At 46.5% G+C, this 24,103-nt stretch carries 23 protein-coding genes, 1 tRNA gene and 1 riboswitch; of the genes, 5 read left to right on the top strand and 19 right to left on the bottom strand.

Going from position 1 to position 24,103, the window contains the following annotated elements; genetic code table 11:
* Positions 1–17 precede the first annotated feature (17 nt).
* The 4 genes from NFX39_RS03185 (at position 18) to NFX39_RS03200 (ending at position 4,557) form a co-directional block, all read left to right on the top strand.
* A complete protein-coding gene (locus NFX39_RS03185) occupies positions 18–701 on the top strand; it encodes a response regulator transcription factor (protein WP_252442913.1) in 684 nt (227 codons plus the stop codon).
* Positions 694–1,680 (top strand): sensor histidine kinase, encoded by a 987-nt coding sequence (locus NFX39_RS03190; RefSeq protein WP_252442915.1) that lies wholly within the window; start codon positions 694–696, stop codon positions 1,678–1,680. Before NFX39_RS03185 ends, NFX39_RS03190 begins: the two co-directional genes overlap by 8 nt.
* A gap of 101 nt (positions 1,681–1,781) precedes the next feature.
* Entirely contained in the window at positions 1,782–2,537 is a 756-nt protein-coding gene (locus NFX39_RS03195) for an ABC transporter ATP-binding protein (protein ID WP_252442917.1), read from the top strand.
* Between the two features lies 1 nt (position 2,538).
* Positions 2,539–4,557: an ABC transporter permease gene (locus tag NFX39_RS03200; protein ID WP_252442919.1), complete on the top strand. Its 2,019-nt coding sequence runs from the start codon at positions 2,539–2,541 to the stop codon at positions 4,555–4,557.
* A gap of 59 nt (positions 4,558–4,616) precedes the next feature.
* Here the strand turns inward: NFX39_RS03200 and NFX39_RS03205 are convergent, their stop codons facing one another.
* The 3 genes from NFX39_RS03205 to trpS all read right to left on the bottom strand — a co-directional run bounded on the left by NFX39_RS03205 (position 4,617) and on the right by trpS (position 8,056).
* Complete coding sequence (locus tag NFX39_RS03205) at positions 4,617–6,068, bottom strand: amino acid permease (protein ID WP_252442921.1); 1,452 nt, start codon at positions 6,066–6,068, stop codon at positions 4,617–4,619.
* A gap of 85 nt (positions 6,069–6,153) precedes the next feature.
* Positions 6,154–6,325, bottom strand: a riboswitch (Lysine riboswitch).
* Between the two features lie 18 nt (positions 6,326–6,343).
* A complete protein-coding gene (locus NFX39_RS03210; protein WP_252442923.1) occupies positions 6,344–6,925 on the bottom strand; it encodes a hypothetical protein in 582 nt (193 codons plus the stop codon).
* Between the two features lie 114 nt (positions 6,926–7,039).
* Positions 7,040–8,056, bottom strand: a complete 1,017-nt coding sequence (gene trpS / locus NFX39_RS03215) for a tryptophan--tRNA ligase (protein WP_252442925.1) — start codon at positions 8,054–8,056, stop codon at positions 7,040–7,042.
* 127 nt (positions 8,057–8,183) lie between these two features.
* Here trpS and NFX39_RS03220 point away from each other — a divergent pair, with 127 nt between their 5' ends.
* Positions 8,184–9,164 carry a ketopantoate reductase family protein gene (locus NFX39_RS03220; RefSeq protein ID WP_252442927.1) on the top strand — a complete coding sequence of 327 codons (981 nt, stop codon included), beginning with the start codon at positions 8,184–8,186 and terminating at the stop codon, positions 9,162–9,164.
* Between the two features lie 87 nt (positions 9,165–9,251).
* Here NFX39_RS03220 and NFX39_RS03225 read toward each other — a convergent pair.
* From NFX39_RS03225 to helD, 16 genes are all read right to left on the bottom strand, one after another.
* Positions 9,252–9,323 (bottom strand) — tRNA-Glu (locus NFX39_RS03225).
* A gap of 98 nt (positions 9,324–9,421) precedes the next feature.
* The gene (locus NFX39_RS03230; RefSeq protein WP_252442929.1) at positions 9,422–10,411 is read right to left on the bottom strand and encodes an aggregation-promoting factor C-terminal-like domain-containing protein; all 990 of its coding nucleotides are present in this window, start codon (positions 10,409–10,411) and stop codon (positions 9,422–9,424) included.
* A gap of 151 nt (positions 10,412–10,562) precedes the next feature.
* Positions 10,563–11,003, bottom strand: coding sequence for a F0F1 ATP synthase subunit epsilon (locus NFX39_RS03235; protein ID WP_252442931.1), 441 nt, complete (start codon positions 11,001–11,003; stop codon positions 10,563–10,565).
* An 11-nt stretch (positions 11,004–11,014) separates the two neighbouring features.
* A complete protein-coding gene (gene atpD / locus NFX39_RS03240; protein ID WP_252442933.1) occupies positions 11,015–12,415 on the bottom strand; it encodes a F0F1 ATP synthase subunit beta in 1,401 nt (466 codons plus the stop codon).
* 45 nt (positions 12,416–12,460) lie between these two features.
* A complete protein-coding gene (locus NFX39_RS03245; RefSeq protein WP_252442935.1) occupies positions 12,461–13,378 on the bottom strand; it encodes a F0F1 ATP synthase subunit gamma in 918 nt (305 codons plus the stop codon).
* A gap of 11 nt (positions 13,379–13,389) precedes the next feature.
* A complete protein-coding gene (gene atpA / locus NFX39_RS03250; RefSeq protein ID WP_252442937.1) occupies positions 13,390–14,907 on the bottom strand; it encodes a F0F1 ATP synthase subunit alpha in 1,518 nt (505 codons plus the stop codon).
* Between the two features lie 11 nt (positions 14,908–14,918).
* On the bottom strand, positions 14,919–15,461 hold the full coding sequence (gene atpH, locus NFX39_RS03255; RefSeq protein ID WP_252442939.1) for an ATP synthase F1 subunit delta: 543 nt from the start codon (positions 15,459–15,461) through the stop codon (positions 14,919–14,921).
* A gap of 9 nt (positions 15,462–15,470) precedes the next feature.
* Positions 15,471–15,977 (bottom strand): F0F1 ATP synthase subunit B, encoded by a 507-nt coding sequence (gene atpF, locus NFX39_RS03260; protein ID WP_252443032.1) that lies wholly within the window; start codon positions 15,975–15,977, stop codon positions 15,471–15,473.
* 25 nt (positions 15,978–16,002) lie between these two features.
* On the bottom strand, positions 16,003–16,230 hold the full coding sequence (gene atpE / locus NFX39_RS03265) for an ATP synthase F0 subunit C (protein ID WP_213808963.1): 228 nt from the start codon (positions 16,228–16,230) through the stop codon (positions 16,003–16,005).
* Between the two features lie 84 nt (positions 16,231–16,314).
* Positions 16,315–17,031 (bottom strand): F0F1 ATP synthase subunit A, encoded by a 717-nt coding sequence (gene atpB, locus NFX39_RS03270; RefSeq protein WP_252442941.1) that lies wholly within the window; start codon positions 17,029–17,031, stop codon positions 16,315–16,317.
* 387 nt (positions 17,032–17,418) lie between these two features.
* Positions 17,419–18,129: a 2,3-diphosphoglycerate-dependent phosphoglycerate mutase gene (gpmA, locus tag NFX39_RS03275; RefSeq protein ID WP_252442943.1), complete on the bottom strand. Its 711-nt coding sequence runs from the start codon at positions 18,127–18,129 to the stop codon at positions 17,419–17,421.
* Between the two features lie 136 nt (positions 18,130–18,265).
* Positions 18,266–18,466, bottom strand: a complete 201-nt coding sequence (locus tag NFX39_RS03280) for a cold-shock protein (protein ID WP_213793171.1) — start codon at positions 18,464–18,466, stop codon at positions 18,266–18,268.
* 202 nt (positions 18,467–18,668) lie between these two features.
* Positions 18,669–19,334, bottom strand: coding sequence for a DUF4811 domain-containing protein (locus NFX39_RS03285; protein ID WP_252442945.1), 666 nt, complete (start codon positions 19,332–19,334; stop codon positions 18,669–18,671).
* The gene (locus tag NFX39_RS03290; RefSeq protein WP_252442947.1) at positions 19,335–20,840 is read right to left on the bottom strand and encodes an MDR family MFS transporter; all 1,506 of its coding nucleotides are present in this window, start codon (positions 20,838–20,840) and stop codon (positions 19,335–19,337) included.
* A 109-nt stretch (positions 20,841–20,949) separates the two neighbouring features.
* Positions 20,950–21,657, bottom strand: coding sequence for a nucleoside/nucleotide kinase family protein (locus NFX39_RS03295; protein WP_252442949.1), 708 nt, complete (start codon positions 21,655–21,657; stop codon positions 20,950–20,952).
* Positions 21,654–24,026: an RNA polymerase recycling motor HelD gene (gene helD, locus NFX39_RS03300; RefSeq protein WP_252442951.1), complete on the bottom strand. Its 2,373-nt coding sequence runs from the start codon at positions 24,024–24,026 to the stop codon at positions 21,654–21,656. The genes NFX39_RS03295 and helD overlap by 4 nt, the downstream gene beginning before the upstream one ends.
* Positions 24,027–24,103 lie beyond the last annotated feature (77 nt).

Consider the following 24,103-nt stretch of genomic DNA (forward strand, 5'->3'; position numbering starts at 1 on the left):
TAGTAGAAAGTAGCAAAATGACCGATCGCATTTTCATCGTTGAGGACAATCAAGAAATCGTGGACCTGTTGAAAAAGGGCCTGACGGGCTGGGGATTTGAGGTTTCTTCCTGCCAAGACTTCCATGAAGTCGTCGAGGAGGTCACTGACTTTGCCCCGAGCCTTGTTTTAATGGATGTCAACCTGCCCTTCTTCAACGGCTTCTACTGGACGCAAGAGATTCGCAAGCAAAGCTTAATGCCCATCATCTTCTTGTCCTCCCGTGACGCGGACACCGACCAGATTATGGCCATGAACCTCGGCGCCGATGATTACATCACCAAGCCCTTCAATCTCGATTTGCTAATCGTTAAGATTAAAGCACTGCTCCGCCGAACGGCCGACAGCAGCCAGGCATCCCCCACCTCCAAGCTCAGCTACAAGGATTTCGCGCTAAACATCCTTGAAAACCAATTGGAAAAGGATGGGGTCATCGTTTCCCTCAGTAAGAACGAAACGAAGCTGCTTTACCCACTCTTTGAAAACGCCGGCGAAGTAGTGTCCCGCGAATCCATTATGGAAGACCTCTGGGACGACGAACTCTTCGTCGACCGCAACACGCTTTCCGTCATGGTTAACCGGATTCGAAAAAAGACCGAGGAAATCGAATTCGGCCCACACCTACAGACGGTGAAGGGAAAGGGGTTGAAGTTAGATGATTAAAGCCATTCCCCTCTTCCTAAAGGAACAATGGGCGTTCTTTTCCTTCTACTTTCTCAGTCTGATTTTAGTGCTCTGGGTCTTTTTGATGCGCGGGTTGAACGTCGCCGTGTTCCTGGATGCCTTCTGGTTCATGACCTACCTGCTCGTCATGGTGCTCGCCATAAAATTCTATGCCTGGTATAAGAAGCAACGAGCGCTCATCCACCTAAAAAAAGAAACGGAAGTGGAAGAGTTGCCTGAAATCACTTCCTTATCCACAACGGAAAGGACGCTGATGGAATTGCTCGAATCCGCCATCAAGCAAAAGGATGAAGAGCGCGAAAGCGCCCGTTTGCAAAACACGGACTTGAAGGACTACTACGCCCTTTGGGCCCACCAAATCAAAGTGCCCTTGTCCGTGTTAGATTTGATGAATCAAACCGGGACCATCGACCAGAAACAGACCAAAGAGCAGCTCTTCTTAGTGAACCAATACATGGAGATGCTCTTATCTTTCATCCGCTTGCAGGACTTTAACAACGACATGAATCTGAAGGAGATTTCAGCGCGTTCGCTTGTAATGAAAACACTGAAAAACTACAAGGTCTGGTTTATCCAAAAGGGGCTCACGCTCAAAGTGGCCGAATCCGACTTTACCTTCATCTCCGACAGCAAGTGGTTGACCTTCGTCTTAGAACAGGTCATCTACAACGCCATTAAGTACACGAAATCCGGTGGTTTAGTTATTACTTGCACACCGGACCAAAAGATTGTCATTGAAGATAGCGGAATCGGTATCGACGCTTCTGATCTACCACAGATTTTCCAAAAGGGCTACACCGGCTACAATGGTCGTGTGCAGGACAACGCTTCGGGGCTCGGCCTCTACTTGGTAAAGTCCGTGATTGATAAGCTGGGCCACAACGTACACATCGAATCCACCGTTGGGGTGGGAACGAAAGTGACGATTGATTGCCATCAAGACGCCTTGCAGTCGTAAATTGTTTATATTCAAACAACAAAAGTGATTCCTTTTCCAACAGGAATCGCTTTTTTCTTATACAATAGGTAACAGGAAACGCAAAAGAGAGGTTAGAAAGCATGAACTTGCTAACGGTGAAGCATTTAAAGAAAGAATATAAGTCCAAGCGCTCAAGCCAGAAGGTCGAAGCCTTGAAGGACATCGATTTCCAGGTCGAAGAAGGTGAATTCACCACCATCATGGGGGAATCAGGCTCTGGTAAGTCGACCTTACTCAACTGCATTGCAACGTTAGATAAACCAACTGCCGGTCAAATTTTTCTCCGGGATAAGAACTTGGGTGCGATGAAGGACAAGAATCTGGCCGCCTTCCGACGGGATTACCTCGGCTTCGTGTTCCAGAATTTCAATCTCTTAGACACGCTCTCCGTAAGAGACAACATCTACCTTCCCTTGGTTTTGGCAAAAAACACAGCCGGAAAAAAGGAGAAGTTAGACACCTTGGCCTACCAACTCGGGCTTACAGACTTGCTAAACAAGTATCCCTACGAACTTTCTGGTGGGCAGCAACAACGAGTTGCTATCGGCCGTGCCTTGATCACGCAACCCGACATCTTGCTCTGTGACGAACCAACTGGATCCTTGGATTCAAAAAATGCAGCGGACATTTTGAACCTCTTTTCCCGCTGTCATGAAAATGGCCAAACCATTCTGATGGTCACGCACTCCTCATTATCTGCTTCCCACGCTAACCGAGTCCTTTTCGTTAAGGACGGAATCATTTTCCACCAGCTTTACCGAGGTGATAAAAGTGAGCAGGAAATGTTGATTGCCATCAACGACGCGATGACGAATCTCCTCGGAGGGCAAGCATAAAATGTTTCATTTAAAGCTCGCATTCGATTCTCTCAACAAAAACAAGGAAACCTACTTTCCTTTTCTGTTAGCTGCGGTTATTTCGGTAGCCTTCAACTTCCTCATCCAACTACTCATCTTTTCCAAGGGCGTTCATGACCTTGAAATGGCCGGTTTAGTCGTGGTCATGCTCATATTAGGACAGGTCGTTATTGGCATCCTATCGATCATTATCTTGGTTTACACCTATTCCTTTTTGAAAAAGGGTAAGCAACGGGAATTTGGCTTGTACAGCATACTGGGGCTTAAAAAGTCCGACTTGGCTCAGATTTCTTTTCTTCAGCAAATGTTTTCTTTTGTGCTGTGTATTCTTTTTGGCCTTGTTTCAGGTTACGTCTTCGCCCGCGTCTTGATTCTCCTATTAATCAAGATGCTGCACGGAACGTCCTTCCAGCTAAGCTTTAACTGGTACAGCATCCTCTTTACTGTCTTGTTCTTTTTCATCGCTTTTTTGATTCTAACCATTATCGATGTTTTCTCCGTTTATAAGACGACAACTTTGGATTTGTTAACGTCCGAAAAAAAGGCGGCAACCGCACCTAAAAACCGTTGGATCCTTTTCACCCTTGGATTACTGGCTCTTGTTGTCGGCTATTGGTTATCCCTCACCGTTCCCGGCCCAGTTGAAGCCATCACGCGCTTCTTCATCGCGGCGTTGTTAATCATCTTTGCCACTTATTTCCTATTCGTGGCCGGGACGACCTTACTTTTGAAAACCTTACAAAAGCACGGCGCTTATTATTACCAGACGCAGCACTTTGTGACGGTCTCGAACCTCCTCTTTCGAATGAAGCAAAACGCGGTCGGTCTGGCTTCGATTGCCTTACTCTCAACAATGACCTTAGTGGTGACCGTGACAACGGCTTCCATGTTCTTTGGGAAGTCCGACGCTGTGAATCAAATGTTTCCAAGAGACACGGTCCTCACCGTATCGGATGGTCTTTTGTCACAGCAGAAAATTGAGCAAGTCGCCAATAAAAACTCCTTAAAATCCTCTTCTTGGTATACTAGCCGGGCAAGCAATACCACTCTGGCCAATTTGACTAAAACAAATCAATTGCTGCCATGGTCTGATGATGCGAATCATCAGAGTAATCGTCGCGCCAACAGCGATGCATCTGGCGACCGACACGTGCAATTCATGACATTGGCCGACTACCAAAAGTTAACCAAGGACAAGACGCCTTTAAAGGAAAACGAGGTCATCTTGTATTGCTTGACCAACGATCCGAACAACCGAACGGTCATCCAAATCCCTGAAAAAGAAGTGACGGTTGATAACCATCAGTATCGAGTAAAAAAGAACCTGAAGCAGGTTCAAGGCCTTCCAACCCTCTCGCCTGATTTGGTCCCTTCCCTGCTGCTGGTGATGCCTACCGAGGAACAAACAATAAAGGCAGCTCAGTCGATTCTTTCATCTAGTGATGAGAAGAAGCAACCGTTGATGTCCACGACTTACTACTTCAATACGGAAGGGTCATTTGATCACATTGATGCCTTCCTTAGCGATATGGAGAAGGAAGTCGGAACGACGAGGCACGATTTCGGAAATAAATCTGTGATTCAAAAAGTAATGAACGCTTTCTATGGCGCCTTCTTCTTTATCGGCATCCTGTTCTCCCTTTCCTTCTTCTTTGTGACTGGCCTCATGGTGTACTACAAGCAAATGGCTGAAGGACGGGCCGATAAAAAGCAGTTTATGATTTTGCAAAAAGTCGGCATGTCCAAGGAGACAATCAGAAAAGCCATCCACTCACAGATTTTGTGGCTGTTCGGACTGCCGGTTCTCGTGTCGGTCATCCACTTGGCCTTCGCCATGGTCATAATTCAAAAGTTGCTTCTGGCCTTCGCCATCCCGATGACATCGTCTGTTTACGTGATTATGATTTCAACGATTTTGATGATGCTGTTTGTTTACTTCTTGATTTACGTCTTGACGTCCAAAACGTATTATAAGCAGGTATCGTCGATGAACCCATAGAAAATGGGAAAACAAAAAATCTCCGCTACGTCTGTAGCGGAGGTTTTTTTAATGGTCCGTTATTCTTGGCTTTCGCCTCGCCCGTCGAGATCAACATCTTCGAGTGGAATAACTTTCGTCTTATGAATGAACTTGTAGCCCAAGTACGGAATCAAAAAGATTGGCACGGATAAGTAAGTAACCGCGATTTTTGCCCAGTCAAAATGGATAAAGGCATCCGGATCTTGGAAAAGCACAACAATGGTACAAAGGGCCAAGGCCAAGATTGGGCCAACTGGGAAGAACTTTGCTTTGTAGACCAGGTTATCCACAGAGTTCCCCTGGGCCACGTAAGCGCGGCGGAAGCGCAAGTGAGCTACCGCAATACCCATCCAGGCCAAGAAACCGGTCAAACCGGAGGCTGAAACCAACCAGCCGTAGACCACGTTTCCACCCTTCATTTCTGAAGTGAAGGCAACCAATCCAACAGACATCGTGAGCAACAATGATGCCCAAGGAACACCGTTCTTAGTCAAACGACCAAAGATTTTTGGTGCTTGTCCCTTTCGAGCCAGTGAGTAAAGTGTACGTGTGGAAGCGTAGGTTCCTGAGTTGGCGGCTGACAAAACAGAAGTCAAGATAACCGCGTTCATCAAGGAAGCCGCAAAGGCGATTCCCGCATTCTTGAACACAATCGTGAACGGTGACATCAAAACGTTTCCTGAGTCAGCTGCAGACATCAAACGTGGGTCTTGGTAGTAAACCAAGGCTGAAATCACGAAGATGGCACCGATGTAGAAAAGCAAGATACGCCAAAAGACCGAGTGAATAGCCTTTGGCACCGATTGGCTTGGATCCTTGGCTTCACCAGCCGTAATTCCAATCAATTCCGTTCCCTGGAATGAGAATCCGGCAACAACGAAGACGGATAAGAACCCGCCCATTCCACCAACCAAGCCGTGGTTTCCAACGTTCAAGTTGTGAAGCACGTCCACGTTGGAATGAATGATTCCGAAGATGGCCAATACTCCGACGAAGAGGAAGAAACAGATGGTTACAACCTTGATGAAGGACAACCAGAACTCCGTTTCACCGAACGTCTTCACAGAGAAGAGGTTCAACAAGAAGATTAACGACAACGCCGTTGCTGAGAAAATCCAAGATGGAACCGATGGCAACCAGAACTGCGCAACCAAACCAACGGTTACGGTGTCGACAGCCAAGGTGATGGCCCAGTTAAACCAGTAGTTCCAACCAAGCGCGAATCCAAAGGCTGGATCCACGAAACGGTTCCCGTATTCAGAAAATGAGCCAGACGTTGGCGCAAAGGTCGACATCTCACCAAGGGAGGTCATCAAGAAGAAGACCATGATTCCAATGACGAGGTAGGCCAAGATGGCCCCTAAAGGTCCGGCCTGGGACACGGAAGCCCCAGAAGTTAAGAAAAGCCCAGTTCCAATGGAACCACCCATGGCAATCATCGAGACGTGCCGGGTTTTGAGCTGATGTTGAATTTCGTTTGGTTCTGCCATAGCAAAACCTCCTTTTTTGTTTTTTACAAACAAAAAGCCTCCTCTTGTTCAAAACAAAAGGAGGTGTTATCACATTTCTTAATCATGATAGCAAAGCGCACCGTTTAAAAAACGACAGTCCAACGGGTATTTCCCGAAGTCCCAAGCAGCGTATCCCCCGATACGCGACTTTCGGCAACCGCACCTTTAACACTGGGTCTTCGTCTTGGGGAGACTCTCCAGTGCGACTGATTTTGGTCGCAACCTCTTTGTTTGTTGGTTTTAGAATAGCATAACTAAATTTTACCGTCAACTCCGAAGAATTGTTGCCAGTGTTTTGCCAAGCGAATGTACAAAGAAGCTGACAGACGGAAGATCGGGTAGCCAAGCAAAACGGCCCCAATAATGGTTGTTGTCGGCATGTCGTATTCGACAACGGAAGCCGCCGCACAAAGCAAGAAGATAAAGGCGAAGAACCAGCCAATCAATCGCTTAACCCAGCGGGCAACGTGGAAACGGACAACTAAAATCTGCTGAACTTGGAACAGCAAGAAGACCCATGAAACCATGGCTACGGATGGCATCATTTGAAGCATGACCGGTCCGTCATCCCAGTAGAAGAACGTCAATAGCGACCATCCCCAAGTGATTCCAATCAAAATCGTCAAGCAGGCCAAACTCCACCAGAAGCCGACCTTATAACCTAATGCGCGTAGGAAACCCGCCCACAATAAGGACAGCACCCAAACGAACCAGAAGTTCTTCAGGACGTAAGCCGGAATCAGTAACGCGCCAAACTTCGTTCCCGCTACCGCTTGAACAGCAATGGAAAAAACGGCATCCAACATTGTTAACGACGAAGCGTTAAAGCGCAGCATAACGGATAGAATAAAGAATATAACGAGTGATACAAATGGTAAAAATCGTCTTTTTTTAAGTGGATAAATCAAAAACTTAACACCTTCTTCTCTCTTCGAACACGAGGTTAACTCTTAACCGAAGTAGTTGATTCCCATTGCCGCACGTACTTGTGCCATGGTCTCCTCAGCTTTGGCGTTCGCTTTCTTGGAACCTTCTTCTAACATTGCCATCACTTGGTCCATGTTCTTTGCGTATTCCATGCGACGTTCACGGATTGGTGCCAATTCAGCTTCCATCACTTCAAGCAAGTGCTTTTTCAGCTTCATATCACCAAGTCCTCCACGTTGATAGTGTTCCTTCAATTCTTGAACACGCTTCTTATCTGGATCAAAGATATCCAAATAAGTGAACACAACGTTTCCTTCAACGTGACCAGGGTCTTCGACCTTCACGTGAGTTGGGTCCGTGTACATGGACTTGACCTTCTTAGCCAACGTTTCCGCGTCATCTGACAAGTAGATTCCGTTGTTCAATGACTTGGACATCTTGGCATTGCCATCAATTCCAGGCAAGCGTCCCTGTCCCTTTGGCGGGAAAACACCTTCGGGTTCAACCAAGATATCTGTGTTGTAAGCATGGTTGAATGAACGAACCAATTCACGGGTCTGTTCAATCATTGGCTTTTGGTCGTCTCCAACCGGCACCTTTGTTGCCTTAAACAACGTAATATCTGCCGCTTGTGAAACCGGATAAGTCAAGAACCCGGCCGGAATACTTTCACCAAAGTCCTTTTGTTTGATTTCGGTCTTCACCGTTGGGTTTCGTTCCAAACGACCCAATGAAACCAAGTTCATGTAGTACATCGTGAGTTCCGCCAAGGCAGGAATTTGTGATTGCACAAAAATCGTGGACTTGCTTGGGTCAATTCCAACGGCCAAGTAATCCAAAGCCACTTCAGCAAGTGAGCGTTGAATCTTTTCTGGATCACGGGCGTTGTCCGTAAAGGCTTGCGTATCCGCAATCATAATGTAAGGGTCATACACCCCTTCGTTTTGCATCGCCACACGGTTCTTCAATGAACCAATGTAGTGTCCAATATGTAGTTTTCCGGTTGGACGGTCACCGGTTAAATAGATTTCTTTTTCCATGAGGCTTAATCCCTTAATTTATTAACTCTTTCATTATAACGAATTGTGCAAAGTCTTGCAGAATTCGTTTCAAATTGATATATTATTAGAAACAGATTAGAAAATATTAATAAACGGAGGTAGATCTATGAAATACGCAGTTGTTGGTGCTGGTGCAATGGGGCTTCGCTACGGCTTGTTGCTACAAGAAGTAGCTGGAAAAGAAGTTGACTTTGTCGAACCGACCAAAGCCTCCATCGACCAGATTAAAAAGCAAGGAAACGTGGTTTATCAGTCACGAGACCATAAGGACAAGCACGAAGTGCCCGTCAAGGTTTACTCTCCCGAAGAATATGATGAGCACCCTGATGTTTGGATTTTCTTCATGAAGCAGATGCAAATGGCCGATACGTTGAAGCGCTTGGCACCTAAGTTCCATGATGATCAAGTGGCCGTGGGTGCCATGAACGGGATGGGACACATCGAAAAATTGGAAGCCTACTTTGCAAAGGACAAAATCATTGGCGGAACGGCCATGATTGCCACCATTTTGAACGATTATGGTGACGTTGACTTCATTGGTGCGTCAAACACTGGAACATCTGCCTACTCGAACTTGTCAGGTGTAAAAACCGAGGCAACCAAGGAAGTCATGGCTGATTTTCAAGCTGCAAACTTAAATCCGTCCTACTCAAATAACTTCATGGGAACACTCCTAACAAAAGTATTCTTCAACGCCGTCGAGAACTCAATCGCAACCATGTTCCAGGCACGTGTTGGGGAACTATTGGCCTACGATCAATTCATCGATACCATTGCAAAGCCAATGGTCCACGAAGCTTACGACGCCGCTGATGCCGCAGGAATCACCCTGCTGGAGACACGTGAAGAAATGTTAGTTCAAATGGACGAAGTTGCTCGAAACATCGTTCCCCTTCACTTCCCATCCATGTACCAAGACTTCGTTAAGAACCGTCCAACGGAGGCGGATTACATTAACGGATGGATCGCTGACCTGGCAGAAAAGAACGGCGTTGCAGCGCCAACCCATCGTTTCGTAACCAACTTGGTTCACCTCGCTGAAGACATGCGGCAATTCAATCCGCCTGTCAATCAATTAGCGCAGTAAAAAAAAGCCCCGCACGGGGCTTTTTACTTTTCCTTCATAAAAATGCAAACAAAAAAGCCGCAAGCATAAATGCTTGCGACTTTTTAGTAGCCCGTGAGAGAATCGAACTCTCGATTCCGCCGTGAAAGGGCAGCGTCTTAGCCACTTGACCAACGGGCCATGGTCAGTTGTTGTTTCATATCTCTATCAAACAACATATGTTATTGTAGCAAGGCTAACGCCACCCGTCAACAGAAAATCGAAAAAAATTTATTTTTTTAGTACCAATTATGGGAAAGGTGGAATGCCAGGGCATTTTGAGCCGTTCCATAGCGGTCTGCGATGTACAATTTCATCGCACGAAGCTGTTCATTGTAGTCCGTGCTATCAAAAATTCCGTATTGCGCACGCAAGGCTGGTGACAATTGACCAATTCCGAAGTAGATACCGTTACGAGCCGTCGTACGTCCTGAAGATTCCTTCATGATCAACGTTTGCAAAGCATCGTTTTCTGCTTGGTCGTTGTTCTGTGCTGAAGCAGCAGCGTCGGCGTCAGCTTGTGCCTTAGCTTGAGCAGCAGCGTCGGCGTCAGCTTGTGCCTTTGCTTGAGCAGCAGCATTGGCGTCAGCTTGTGCCTTAGCCTGAGCAACAGCATCGGCATCAGCTTGCGCCTTTGCTTGTTCCGCTGCACGAGCATCAGCAGCTGCTTTTGCTTGTGCCGCGGCTTCTTCATCCACCTTTTGCTTTGCAGCAGCTGAATCAGCTTGTGCTTGTGAGTCAGCTTGACTGGCTTGGTCGCCTTGGTTTTCATTGGCAGCTGGCGCTGCTTGTCCTGATGTCTTCAAAATTTGACCAACAGAAAGTTGGTTTGGATTTTGAATGTTGTTCAATGAAGCCAAGTTTGCGACAGAAGTGTTGAAGCGTTGCGCCAAGGTCCACAAGTTGTCACCTGACTTTACGGTGTAAGAAGTCGTGTTTTCAGTTTGCGCTTCTTGCTTTGCTGGTGCATTTTGTTCAGCAGGCTTATCTTGGGATGTCTTTTGACCGATAACCAAACGCTTCCCAACAAAAATCTGATCAACATTTTCGATGTTGTTGTCCTTTGCCAGTTGTGCAACCGTGGTCTTGTACTGGCTGGCAATGGCTGACAAGGTGTCCCCTGCCTTAATCGTGTATTGGTCAACTGAATCAGCTGAGGCAGCGTTTTGCCCCAAAGCCACTGATCCGGCTAATCCGAACGCGACTAGTAGTTTATTTTTAATTGCCATAATAATCTCCTTTGTCTATGACATGAAGTAACTTGAGAGTCATCCCAAATTACTCTTACTACTATCATACACATCCAAAGTTTAAGTCCGAATTAAAAAAGCTATAAAAAAGCATTAAAAAAGAGCCAGTCTAAACTGACTCTTTCTTTGATTACGCATGGTTACGAATCGATGCAACCTGAATTCGGTTGACGGCACGCATCAAAGCGACGTGCGCCATATCCATCTCACGCTTGTTTTTGACCTGTTGGGCATCCTTCAAACGCGCTTCCGCACGTTCTTTGGCGCTTTTGGCACGGTCCACATCAATGTCATCAGCGATTTCTGCTGAATCAGCAATCACCGTTAAGAGGTTGTCGGAGAATTCTGCGACTCCCCCGTTAACAGCTAAGGAATGCTTTTGGCCGTCTTTTTTGACAACCAATTCATTGATGGCAAGGGCCGCCATGATTGGTTCGTGACCAGCCATGATTCCCATTTGGCCTCCCTGCGTATTGATGACAGCAATCTCAACGCCAGCTTGATCAAAAACCTGACCATCTGGCGTCACAATTTTCACTGTGATACCATTTTGCTTTTCTTGTTCAGCCATGGATTACCCCCTTATTGGGCCATCGACTTGGCCTTATCAACCACTTGTTCGATGGCACCGACGTTACGGAAGGCATCTTCTGGAAGGTCATCGTACTTACCTGCCAAAATTTCCTTGAAGGAACGAACCGTTTCAGAAACAGGTACGTATTCACCCTTTACGCCAGTAAATGTTTCGGCAACGGAGAATGGTTGTGACAAGAAGAATTGAATGCGGCGAGCACGGTTAACGGTCACCTTTTCTTCGTCTGAAAGTTCATCCATACCCAAGATAGCAATGATGTCTTGCAATTCACGGTAGCGCTGGAGGGTACGTTGTACTTCAGTAGCCACTTCGTAGTGGTCTTGTCCAACAATGTCGGCGTCCAAAGCAGATGACGTTGATGCCAATGGATCAACGGCTGGGTAGATACCTTGTTGCGTCAATGAACGTTCCAAGTTGGTTGTCGCGTCCAAGTGGGCAAAAGTCGTGGCCGGAGCGGGGTCGGTGTAATCATCGGCAGGCACGTAAACGGCCTGAATTGATGTAACGGCACCCTTCTTGGTTGACGTGATACGCTCCTGCAACTTACCCATTTCAGAAGCAAGTGTTGGTTGGTATCCAACGGCTGAAGGAATACGACCCAAAAGGGCCGAAACTTCAGAACCAGCTTGCGTGAAACGGTAAATGTTGTCGATAAAGAGCAAAACGTCCTTACCTTCGTTATCACGGAAGGATTCGGCCATCGTCAAACCGGTCAAGGCAACACGCATACGGGCACCTGGTGGTTCGTTCATCTGACCATAAACCATGGCAGTTTGAGCAAGAACACCTGATTCCTTCATTTCATAGTACATGTCGTTACCTTCACGGGTACGCTCCCCGACTCCAGTAAAGACAGAAATACCATTGTGCCCTTGGGCAATGTTGTGAATCAATTCTTGAATCAAAACGGTTTTACCAACTCCGGCACCACCGAACAACCCAATCTTTCCACCACGAATGTATGGAGCCAAAAGGTCGATAACCTTGATTCCAGTTTCCAAGATTTCCTTAGAAGTAGCCAAGTCATCGTATTCTGGTGCTTCACGGTGGATTGGGTGACGTTCAACTGATTGATCAATTGGACCTTCGTTATCCACCGGTTCACCCAAGACGTTGAAGACGCGGCCAAGGGTCGCTTCTCCAACGGGAACTTCAATTGGCTTACCAGTGTCAGTAACGGTCATTCCGCGTTGGAGGCCATCCGTTCCGTCCATGGCAATGGTACGGACAACGCCGTTACCCTTTGCAATGGAAACTTCAACGGTAAGAGTCTTGCCTTCTCCTAAATCAACCAACAAAGCGTTGTTAATTTCAGGAATTTCAGCATCTTCTCCAAAGGCCACATCAACGACTGGTCCGATCACTTGTACGACTTTTCCAGTAGTCATGTTCTTTCCTTTCTATCTCAAACGGTCAACGCCGTTATTAAATCCTTATTCCAAAGCGACCATACCACCGGTAATTTCGGTGATTTCAGTCGTAATTTGTGACTGACGTGCCCGGTTATACTGCAAGTCGAGTCGGTGAATCAAATCGTCCGCCGAATCGGTCGCAGAAGACATCGCCGTCGATGACGCCGCGTGCTCAGCAGTCTTGGCATCCAAAACCGCTTCGAAAACCAAAGACTGGATGTATTGAGGCAAAACTACGTTCAGAACGGCTGTTGAGTCAGGTTCTGAGTAATAGGCTGACTTCGTTTCAAAAGTCTTTTCCTTTTCATCCTTGTCTTCGTCCATCTTTGCCTGATTAACAACCTCTTTTGTCAAAGGAAGCAATTGAATCGTTTGTTGATCCGATTGCAAGCGGTTGATGAAGTGGTTGTAAACCAAGTGCAAAGCGTCGAAGGCTTCAGCTTCGTACAATGAAATCACCGTCTTTAAGACTTGGCGAATTTCATTAAAGTTTGGCACATCAGACAAGCCGCGGTGTTCCAGGGCAACGGTGAAGCCACGCTTCTTGTAGAAGTCCGCGCCATTTCCACCAATTGCCAAAATAACCGTGTTATCTGGCGTCAAATTCTTTTCTTTCATCAAGGCGTTCGTCTTCTTGATGATGTTGGCGTTATATGAACCAACGAGACCACGGTCAGAAGTAACCACTAACAAACCAGTCTTTTTGACTGGACGAGCATCGACCATTGGCAAGTGACTAGAATCCACATTGTCCAAAACGTGGTTTTCAATCAAGTGCGATACAACCGCCTTAATGCGGTAGGCGTACTCATGGTAGCCGGTTGTTGACCGTTGGATCTGGCTCAACTTAGCCGTTGAGACCATTTGCATGGCAGAAGTAATCTGCCGAGTCTTTTTCGTCGATCCAATCCGCCGCTTAATATCTTGTAAAGAAGCCATGTTGCCTCCTTTTATTGATCAGCTGATGAACCGCTGTAGCTATCCTTGAAGGCCTTCACTGCTGCATTCATCTTGTCTTCATCAGGCAAGTTCTTCGTCTTCACGATTTCTGACAGCAATTCCTTTTGGCTTGAGTCCAAGTATGAAATGAATTCGTCTTGGAAGTGTTGGATGTCTTCGACAGCCACATCGTCCAAGTATCCGTGCGTCAAAGCGAAGAGCACGAAGACTTGGTGTTGAACAGCCATTGGCTTGTGCAATGGTTGCTTCAAAACTTCGACCGTACGCTTTCCACGGTTCAACTTAGCTTGCGTTGCGGAATCCAAATCGGAACCGAACTGCGCAAATGATTCCAATTCACGGTAGGAAGCCAAGTCCAAACGAAGCGTTCCAGAAACCTTCTTCATCGCCTTGATTTGCGCGTCTCCACCAACACGGGAAACAGAAGTTCCGGCATCGATGGCTGGACGAACACCAGCATAGAATTGATCAGAATCCAAGAAGATCTGACCATCGGTAATGGAAATCACGTTCGTTGGAATGTAAGCGGAAACGTCTCCACCCTGCGTTTCGATGATTGGCAGAGCCGTCATCGAACCACCACCGAGGTCGTCTGACAACTTGGCAGCACGTTCAAGCAAACGTGAGTGCAAGTAGAAGACGTCACCAGGGTAGGCTTCACGACCAGGCGGACGGCGAAGAATCAATGATATCTCACGGTATGCCGTTGCTTGCTTTGACAAATCATCAAAGACGAGCAAAACGTGCTTTCCGTTGTACATGAATTCTTCACCCATCGCAGCACCGGCATATGGTGCCAAGTAGAGCAATGCGGCTGCTTCAGCAGGTCCGGCATTGACCACGATGGTGTAATCCATTGCGCCCATTTGCTTCAATGTTTCAACTTGGGCACGAACCGTTGAATCCTTTTGACCGACCGCCACGTAAATGACAATCATGTCTTGGTCCTTTTGGTTCAAAATCGTATCAACCGCAATTGACGTCTTTCCAGTCTTACGGTCACCGATGATCAACTCACGCTGACCACGTCCGATTGGAACCAAAGAATCAATAGCCTTGATTCCGGTTTGAACAGGTTCTGAGACCGACTTACGTGCCATGACACCTGGTGCCTTGGCTTCAACCGGCCGTGTTTTTGTCGTTTTAATGTCGCCCTTACCGTCAATTGGTTGTCCCAATGCGTTGACGACACGCCCAATCAGTTCTTCACCAACAGGAACTTCCATAACGTGTCCCGTGCGCTTAACTGTGTCACCCTCACGGATGCCTTCAGAAGTTCCGAGAATGATGATTCCCACTTCGGATTCTTCCAAGTTTTGGACCATTCCGTAGCCACCGTTGTTAAAGGCGACCAATTCACCAGACAAGGCGTTTGCTAATCCGGTTGCCCGGGCAACACCATCTCCAATGTAGGTAACGGTTCCAATTTCTTCAACAGTCAGCTTCGTGTCGAACTTTTCGAGCTGCTGCTTAATTAAAGCAGAAATTTCTTCAGCTTGAATCGCCATATTTTCCCTCACTAACCTAGTAACTCTGCCTTTAATTTGGCAATCTTTGTCTTCAATGAACCGTCAATCAAGATTGACTTTGATTTCATGGACACACCGGCTACCAAATCGGGATCGACTCGGTATACGGCTTCGACCTGCTTAGCCCCACTTTGCTTCTTGAAGGCTTCTTCCAAACGTTTCTTTTGATCATCATCAACATCAACTGCAGAAGTAATCGTCACGGCTTCAATGCCCTGACTCTGCTGATAAAGTTCAAAAAAACGTGTAGCAATCGCTTCGAAGTATGCGAAGTGGCGGTGGGCCAAGAGGACTTTTGCCAAGTTCACGACACCCTGATTAGCGCCAGTTGTCAAAGTCGAAACCAACTCGTCTTCGTCCTTTGCGCTAATCGTTTGGGCTGAAAGTAATGCGGTCAACTTTGGTTCTGCTGCAATGACTGAAGAAACAACCTTTAAGTCGTTTGATAAGTCCGGCAGCACACCTTGGTCATCGCCATATGAAAGCAAAGCTTTGGCATATAGCTCGACCACTTTTGCTTTATTCTTGGCCATATCCCCTCCTTACTGCTGACCTAACTCTGCCAAGTAGGCATCGATTAAGGCCCGCTGGTCGTCTGCAGATAATTCTTTTTGAATTAACTTGGAGGCAATGTTGACGGACAAGTCCGCCACGTCCTTTTTGGCCGTGTCCATTGCTTCAACCTTCATGTCTGCCGCATCTTGTTGTGCGGTCTTACGCATGCCGGCCACTTGGTCGTTTGCTGCTTGAATCAAAGAATCGGATTGTTCCTTTGCCGTCTTCTTCGCAGAGGAAATTAATTGACTGGCTTGGTCTTTACCAGCAGCCAATTCCTTTTCTCGTTGGTCAAAGAGGCTTTGAGCATCCTTGTTCTTCTTTTCAGCACCGTCCAAGTCTGAGTTAATCTTATCTGCACGTTCGTCCAAGACCTTTGTTAAAGGACCCCAGGCAAAGTGCTTCAAGACAACCATTAAGATGAGGAAGGCGACGATAATAAAGACCATGTCACCAAGTGGCATTGCCTTTTCCATTGATAATGTTTGGAGCATCATCTATTCCTCCCGTGGACTGTTCTTACTTGTTAATCAAAGTGAAGGCCATACCAACAACGATGATTGGCAAAGCTTCGGCCAAGGCCAATCCCAAGAAGGCACGTGACAAAAGCTTACCTGCCAATTCAGGTTGACGAGACATTCCAGCCAAGAACTGTGAGAACATCACACCAACACCGATTCCACCACCAATAGCGGCTCCGGCAAAGGCGATTCCAGCTGCAATAACACCTAAGTTCTGTAAATCCATTTTCTTTCTCCTTTTGATACGAAAAAGTTTCTATCTACTGTTGGATGATAACGGTCCCCCGCGACTGCATGAGTCTTTGTAGGCTTACTCTTCCCCTGATAACTGAGCGGTAAAGACCGCGGTTAACATAACAAAGACGTAAGCCTGGATGCCACCGATTAATAATGAAAAGGCTTGCCAAGCCATCTCAAGTGGCAAAGCCGCAATCCACCCGAATCCGTTCAGTGAAAAGGCAAGTTCCGCAAGTAAGTTCAACATAAGCTCACCGGCAAAAATGTTTCCAAAGAGACGGAGGGCCAAAGTTAAGAAGTTCGTAATCTGTTCCACAACGTTTAGTGGGAACATGGCAGCGTATGGCTTGAAGAACATGTTCTTTAAGTAACCACCGAACCCAAGAACTTTAACTCCGGTCCCGTGGGCAATCATGAGTGACATGATAGCCAACGTAAAGGCAATCAACGGATCGGCCGTTGGTGACTTAATTAAGGTCACGCCCGCGCCAGTTTTAACCTGAAGCAACAGCCCCATCTCGTTAGACACCACGAGGAACAAGAAGAGCGTGAAGGCATAGAGGCCCAGCGACCGTGCCAGGTTCCCTGGTAACTGATCGCCTAAAATGCCGCGTACAAAGTCCAAAACGTATTCAATGACGTTTTGACCTCTGCTTGGCCGAATGGCAACTTTTCGCGTTAACCCAACTGCCAACAAGACAACAATGGACATTGCTAACAATGTTGAAACAACTGTTGTCCAGGTGAAAGTCAGACCCAACAACGAAAAGGTTGATGTCGGTTCATCCATCGGTTTTCTCCTTTCTGCAGTTTTCTATTTTGAAGGTCGCAAGACATCTTTCTACTACCTCAAAATGTTACCCCCATAATACGCCCCCTATTTTCTAAATACAAGGGAGATTGTGGATATTTCACAACATTTCTACACTTTTTTAAACAGTACTTTAAATAATGGTACAGATTTCCGAATCTGTCTGAGAAATGCGGTAAAACGGCTTTATTAAGTACCTTATAGGGTATTTATTAGAAAGTGGTCCGTCATAAAATCTAAAATTTACCCCTATTAATAAGACATTTTTACAAATTTTGTGAAGAAAACACCAATTAATTTAAGGGATTTCTATTCTAAAAAAGTTTAAGAAAAAAGCCTACTAGATTTCCCTAGTAGGCTTTTTTGTTACTTCAACGTCTTCTTGTCGTTGATTGACAAGTCAGCAGCCAAGTCGTAAACGATTGGTTGTCCGTTTGCAATTTCAACGTTCAAGATGTCGTCGTCAGAAATGTTTTCCAAGTGCTTAACCAATGCACGGAGTGAGTTACCGTGGGCACCGATTACCACGTTCTTTCCAGCTTCCAAGTCTTGCTTGATCTTAGCTTCCCAGAAAGGCAATACGCGTTCCAACGTTACCTTCAAGTTTTCACCCAATGGCAATTGTCCGTAAGGAACGTCTGCGTAACGTGCGTCAAAGGCAGGGTAAGTCTTTCCTTGCACTTCGACTTCTTCTTCATAGTTTTCAAGCAATGGAGGCAAAACGTCATATGAACGACGCCAGATGTGAACCTGGTCATCTCCCCACTTCTTAGCTGCTTCAGCCTTGTTTTGACCTTGCAAAGCACCGTAGTGACGTTCGTTCAAGCGCCATGACTTTTCTTCAGGCACGTAGAGTTGACCTGCTTCTTCCAAAGCGTAGTGCAAAGTCGTGATAGCACGAGTCAAAACAGAAGTGTAAGCCTTGTCAAAGACAATGCCTTCTTCCTTCAAAAGTTCTCCAGCCTTCTTAGCTTGTTCAATTCCTTGGTCAGACAACTTCGTGTCCACCCAACCGTTAAACAAGTTTAAAGCGTTCCATTCACTTTGACCGTGACGGATCAAAACTAATTTTGCCATGTTCTAGCTCCTTTATATGCATGAATTTGATTCTTGCCTATTATACAACATTCAAGCCCTCTTCTGCATACCAAGGGTTAAAAAGGCAACAAAAAAAGCCTCGAGGTTTTCCTCGAGGCTTTTAAAAGACTAAGAATTAGTCCTTTACGATGTTAACAGCTTGCAAACCGCGGTCTGAGTTTTCTACATCAAACGTAACGTTTTGTCCGTCTTCCAAAGTCTTGAATCCTTCACCTTGAATAGCTGAGAAGTGTGCGAACACATCTTCACCGTTTTCGCGAGTGATAAATCCATATCCCTTTTCGCCGTTAAACCACTTTACAGTTCCTTTTTCCATGATTGTTTCTCCTTTGGGGGTCATCCCATACATTGTTACAAATTAAGATGTTTTGGTATGACGCTTCCCGAAAAAAACAAATCAAAATCAAAATCTAGTACTTAATTTACACGTTAAGTGTAACACAGCCACCAAATCGTTACAACGCTTTTTCACGAATTTATTACTTATATTACAAAATAGTTACTTTTGTATCTATAAATCAGTTCGTTGAAAGAATGTTTTGGTAGTAAGCAACCGCGTCAGTAGCGGCTTCGTCAGGATTTTCCTGTGCCTTTTGCTTATTTCCTTGAATCCAAGAAATAAAGTCTTCAGAGCCTGCCATTTGTGAAAGGATAGCCTTCAACTTTGCGCCGTCTTCCATTGACAAGGCCAGCCAAGTAGCAGGAACTTGGTAAGTCACCTGCTTTTCCTTCACTTCGTTGTTGTTACCAGCCAAGCCAAAGAGGAAGCTGTAGAAGCCGTTTTCGTAAACGTAAACCTTCTTTTTGGTAATCTGGAAGGCTTGGTTGCCATCAATGTGTTCAATGGCGGTCTTTGTCTTCAAATCAGGCTTAGCAATCGTTGTTTCTTTATCGGAAGCTGCCTTCTTGTAAATGAAAACCTTTTCTCGTCCAGACTTTCCAAGGTTTTGGTAAGCCAAGACGCCATAAGTGTTTTCTTGAGCGGAATAGATTTGCGTCTTATCCGTCTTTTCTTGAACTTTCATTCCGAAATGGTTGTTCATGTTTGCCGTAATCAAAACAAGCGACAGAGCAACCATGACAAAAGAGGCAAAGGTCGCAACCAGACGCTTCTTTTTGTCTTGAATCAACATCATGGACAAGAAAGCCAAGATAACAAAGAGAACTAACAGAAAGATAATCATTTATTTCTCCTTTCGGTTTGACGGATTCACCTTACCACTGTGTAAGAAGAAGGCCAAGATGAAGGCTGCCAAAGCAAAGAATGCTGCAACCAAGAATGAGGTGTGGAACCCATCAAGCGTTGCTGAAATCGCCTTTGAACCGAAGGCCAAAGGATCTGCTTCCTTCAAGGAAGCAGCGGGCATGTTGTCGTTTGCAACAGATTGCATGACAGATGCCAAGATGGCCGTTCCAAGAGAAGCGGCAATCTGACGGGCCGTGTTGTTTACGGCCGTTCCCTGTGCACTTTGTTCCTTTGACAACACACCCATGGCAGATGACGTCAATGGCATCATCGTGAAGGCAACACCAGCCATTCGAACCATGTACAGTACGGTAATGTAGGCGGATGGTGTGCTTTCAGTCAAGAAGTAGTATGGCAAGGTAGCCATGGTAACCAAAGCAAAGCCGAAGATGGCCAAACGCTTTGCCCCGTACTTATCATAGAAAGAACCAGCGATTGGTGAGACAAATCCCATCATCAAAGCTCCTGGAAGAAGGGTCAAACCAGAATCCAAAGCAGACAATCCGCGAACGGTTTGCATGTAGGTTGGCAAAACCATTTCAACTCCCAACATGGCGATGAAAGTCAAAGAAACCAGCGTGGTGGTGATCGTGAACTGCTTGTTCATGAAGACGCGCATATCCAAGAATGGTTTTTCCATGTGCAATTGGTGGCGCGTAAATTCGGCGATAATCATGGCACCGATAATAATTGGCGCGATGACATACGTGAATGAACCCCAGCCGTGGTCGGAAACCATGGCAAATCCAAAGAGCAACATTCCAAATCCAAGCGTTGATTCGATTAATGAACGTACGTCCAGGCTAACCTTCTTCGTTTCCAATACGTTCTTAAAGAAGAAGATGGAAAGAACAAAGACGATAATTGCCAAAGGCAAAACAATACCGAAGATTGAACGCCAGTCACCACCCCAAGTCATGCCGAAGAAGTTGTGCTTACCGTCCAAAATCCATCCGGTCAACGTAGGTCCAATGGCGGGTGCCATTCCGATAACCAAACCGATGGCTCCCATGGCCTTACCACGAGAATTTTCGGAAAAGAGCGTCAAAGCCACAACCTGCATCAATGGCATCACGATACCAGCAGCCATTGCTTGGAAAGCACGGGCGAGCATCATCAACCAGAAGGCGCTTGTTGGGGCCGTGTAGGCCAAAACCGTTCCAAAGATGTAGACCGCCAAAGCCGTCAAGTAGAGGTACTTCGTTGGGATTCGCGTCGTCAAGTAGGCTGAAACCGGAACCATAATTCCGTTTACCATCAAGAAGATAGTCGTCAACCATTGAACGGTCGCATTATCCACGTTAAAGGCCGTCATCAAAGCGGGCAAAGCCGTTCCCAATGAGGTCTGCATCAAGATGATCACAAAGGATCCAATCATCAGCAAAGCCATCATGGCGATTTTATTCACCATTTCAGGACTAAGCTTTTCTTTCACTTTAGCCATTTCTGCCTCCTAAATTAACAAGAAATATACTAGATTAGTATGTTACGTCTAAAAATTTTAAAAGTCAACAAGGCGCAGTGTTGAGCAAGCACCTCGTTGACTTTTCCTACTATATAATATGGCGTGGTCCAACAGTCAGATTGTCGGGTTGGTGGAAGTAATCAAAGGTCAAAACCCAATCCGCTTGTTTTTTACTTGGCAAGATGTATTCATCGTAGTTCTTCTGATTCGTCTTTTCCCACACATCCATCGCGACGTTGTAAAAATCTACCAATGACAAATTCACGTATTGGTTGCGCCATGACTTTGGTTCATCCACTGATTTCACAGTTGCAAGCAAATTGCGTTGCAAGTACCAATCCTTGATGTGGTTGATGTCCGCTTCTAAGAAAACGGTCAAATCGAGCAAGGAGGAATCCAGTTGAAGCGCCACCACACCTTCTAAAAGTAAGACGTCTGGCTTTTCAACCGTTTTTTCCTGTCCATCGACAATGTCGGCCATGTTCTGCGAATATGCCGCAAGCGATTGTTTTTCGACGCCATCTTGAAAGTTCTCAATGAAGGAAGAGAGCTTTTCGAGGTCATAGCTTACCGGGAAGCCCTTCTGTTCAAATATCCCCTCCTCGTGGAGACGGGCATTGTTTTTCAAGAAATCATCGGTCGAAACAATCGCTGTTTTTAAACCGGTTTCTTCTAGCTGAACTGCGAGCATTTCTGCCAAAGTTGATTTCCCAACGGACACCGATCCCGTAATGGCAAGTGTAAAAAAGGCCCCTTGATGAGCCTTTTTTACTTCTTCTACTAATTGTTCAATCATGACTGGTCCTCCATTTGATAGAGGTCAGCGGGCACTGCCGCAATCAATGGTGAAATTTCACCTGAACCGATCAACGTCAAACGGTGCATAGCGCGTGACGTGACAGTGTAAAGCAAACGGGACAAGTCCGTGTTTGCGTAGTGCTTAGCATCCGCCTGCCATACGATGACGGCATCGAATTCGAGCCCCTTTGCCAAGTAAGATGGCAAAATGACAGCACCGGGTGCCAAGCGTTGGTTTTCGGAACGGATGAGCGTAATCTTTTCGTCTTCCAATTCCTTTGCCAAGTTCTTGGCTTCCGCAAGGGTTTGCGTGATGATAGCCGTTTGTTCGCCATCGGCTTCGTTTTGAGCCAATTGCTTTTTAGCAGCCACGATGGCTGCGTCGTTGTCGGCCGTCAACTTCATAACCGGCACATCACCGCCACGGTTAAAGGCCTCGATGGTCTTACCAGACGTCAAGAGCGCCTTTGAAAAGTCCGTGATTTGCTTCGTTGAGCGATACGTTTGCGTGAGCTCCACGAAGTCGACTTTGTTCTGGTCAAAGAGTGAAGCAAAGTCTTCTTCCAATGAAGAAGCCCAGTCCTGGGTGAAGATGGCCTGGTTCAAGTCACCCAACACCGTGAACTTCGCGTTCGGGAAGGAGAACTTCAAGAAGGCCAACTGGAACGGCGTGTAGTCTTGGATTTCATCAATGAAGAGGTAGCGAATTTCGCGCTGACCGTGCTTTCCGGTGATGAGATCGTACAAGTAGAGGTACATCGTTGTTGCCGGCAAGGAAAGCTTACGTTCCTTCAAGTGTTCAATGACCATGTCGACGTAGGCCGTCCATTCCGCTTCGGAGATATGGAACTTGTCCAAGTCCAAGTACTTTGGCATGGATCGGAGCAAATCGGCAAACTGCGCGTTGATATTCAAGAAACCAGCACGGCGCACGCGCTTTGCGAGTGGACGCATGGCTGAGGTAACAATTTTCTTCGCTAAGAAATTGCGTTCCGCCTTGTCGGAGTCAAAGGTGCGTTCCTTTGGTCCCTCACCTAATTGGTGACGACGCGTGGCGTCTCCGGCATCTTGCACTTGGTCGTCTCCGAGACGAACCTGTCCGGCACCGACCAACTCGTCGTATTCTTGCTTGGAAAGATTTTCGATTTCGAGTTCGACCCAATCCTTCTTCATCTGGATTCCGACTTGGGAACGAAGGGAGCGCATCAAGGCTTCCTGCGTGGCTTCCAAACGTTGGGACAGCTTGTAGTTTTCGTTGTACTGGTAGTAGACGGACTGAATCTTGTCCTTGGTAATTAATGGCTCGTTGCGGAAGTTCAGGTTACGAACCTTGAGTCCTTCCTTATTCAGGTGCTGTGCGTAGTTCTGCACGGCCTTGAACATGTCGAGTGAGCCCATGGCCCGGTCGATTTTTTCGTTCTTGTTGTTTTCTTCGAAGCGTTCCTCCAAAGTTTGCACGGCAAAGCGTGGCAAACGGTGGGAAGCGTACTGGAAGAAGGTCAGTTGAACCAAGTTTTGTTCACCTAGTTCAGGTAGAACTTGGTCGACGTAGTCGTTGAACAACTGGTTGGGCGAGAACATCACGACCTGACCGGAGTTCAACTTTCCGCGGTAGCGGTAAAGTAGGTAGGCAACACGCTGCATGATGGCGGCCGTCTTACCAGAACCGGCGGCACCTTGGACGAAGAGCAGGTCGGCATCCGTGTTACGGATGATTTTGTTCTGCTCTTTTTGAATGGTCGTCACGATAGACTTCATCTTCGTCGTGGATTCACCGGACAAAGCGTTCAAGAGCATCTGGTCACCGATGGCCTCTTCGGTATCAAAGAGGGTCACAATGACACCGTCTTCAATTTCAAACTGACGCTTCAGCGTCACATCAGCCTGCTGTGGACCGGCTGGTGTGAGGTAGTCAACCTTGCCGAGTCCCCCATCGTAGTAAATGGAAGCAACCGGGGTACGCCAGTCGTAGACCCAGAACTTGCCGTCATCGTCGTTGAAGGAAGCGAGTCCGATGTAGACCGTTTCCTTCTCGCGGCCTTCTTCGGCCAAATCATTGAAGTCGATGCGGGCGAAGTATGGCTTTTGCTTCTGCTTGGCCAAGGTCTTGTAGCGATCTTGAGCACGGTGCTTGGCGGATTGACGTTCTTGGATAGCCTGTTGTTGTTGACGAATGGACATCGCCGTTTCAACAATTCCAGAATAAGTGGAAGTCTTGACGCGGACGTCGTCCCAGGCAGCAGAAACGTCTTCCAAGGAACCGGAGGACTTTTTCACTTCCTCGGCGGCTTGAATCTGAGAGAAATCAATCTTCTTCAGCGTTTCATCTAGGTATTCTTGTTCGCGGACTTTTTGCTCGTTTGACACAGTACACCTCTTCTTTATCGAATTACGTTGTATCTATTATACGCCTATCCAATTTAGAAAGATACCACTTTAAGTAG

This window comes from Fructobacillus apis (genome assembly GCF_023893635.1).
Lineage (GTDB): Bacteria > Bacillota > Bacilli > Lactobacillales > Lactobacillaceae > Fructobacillus > Fructobacillus apis.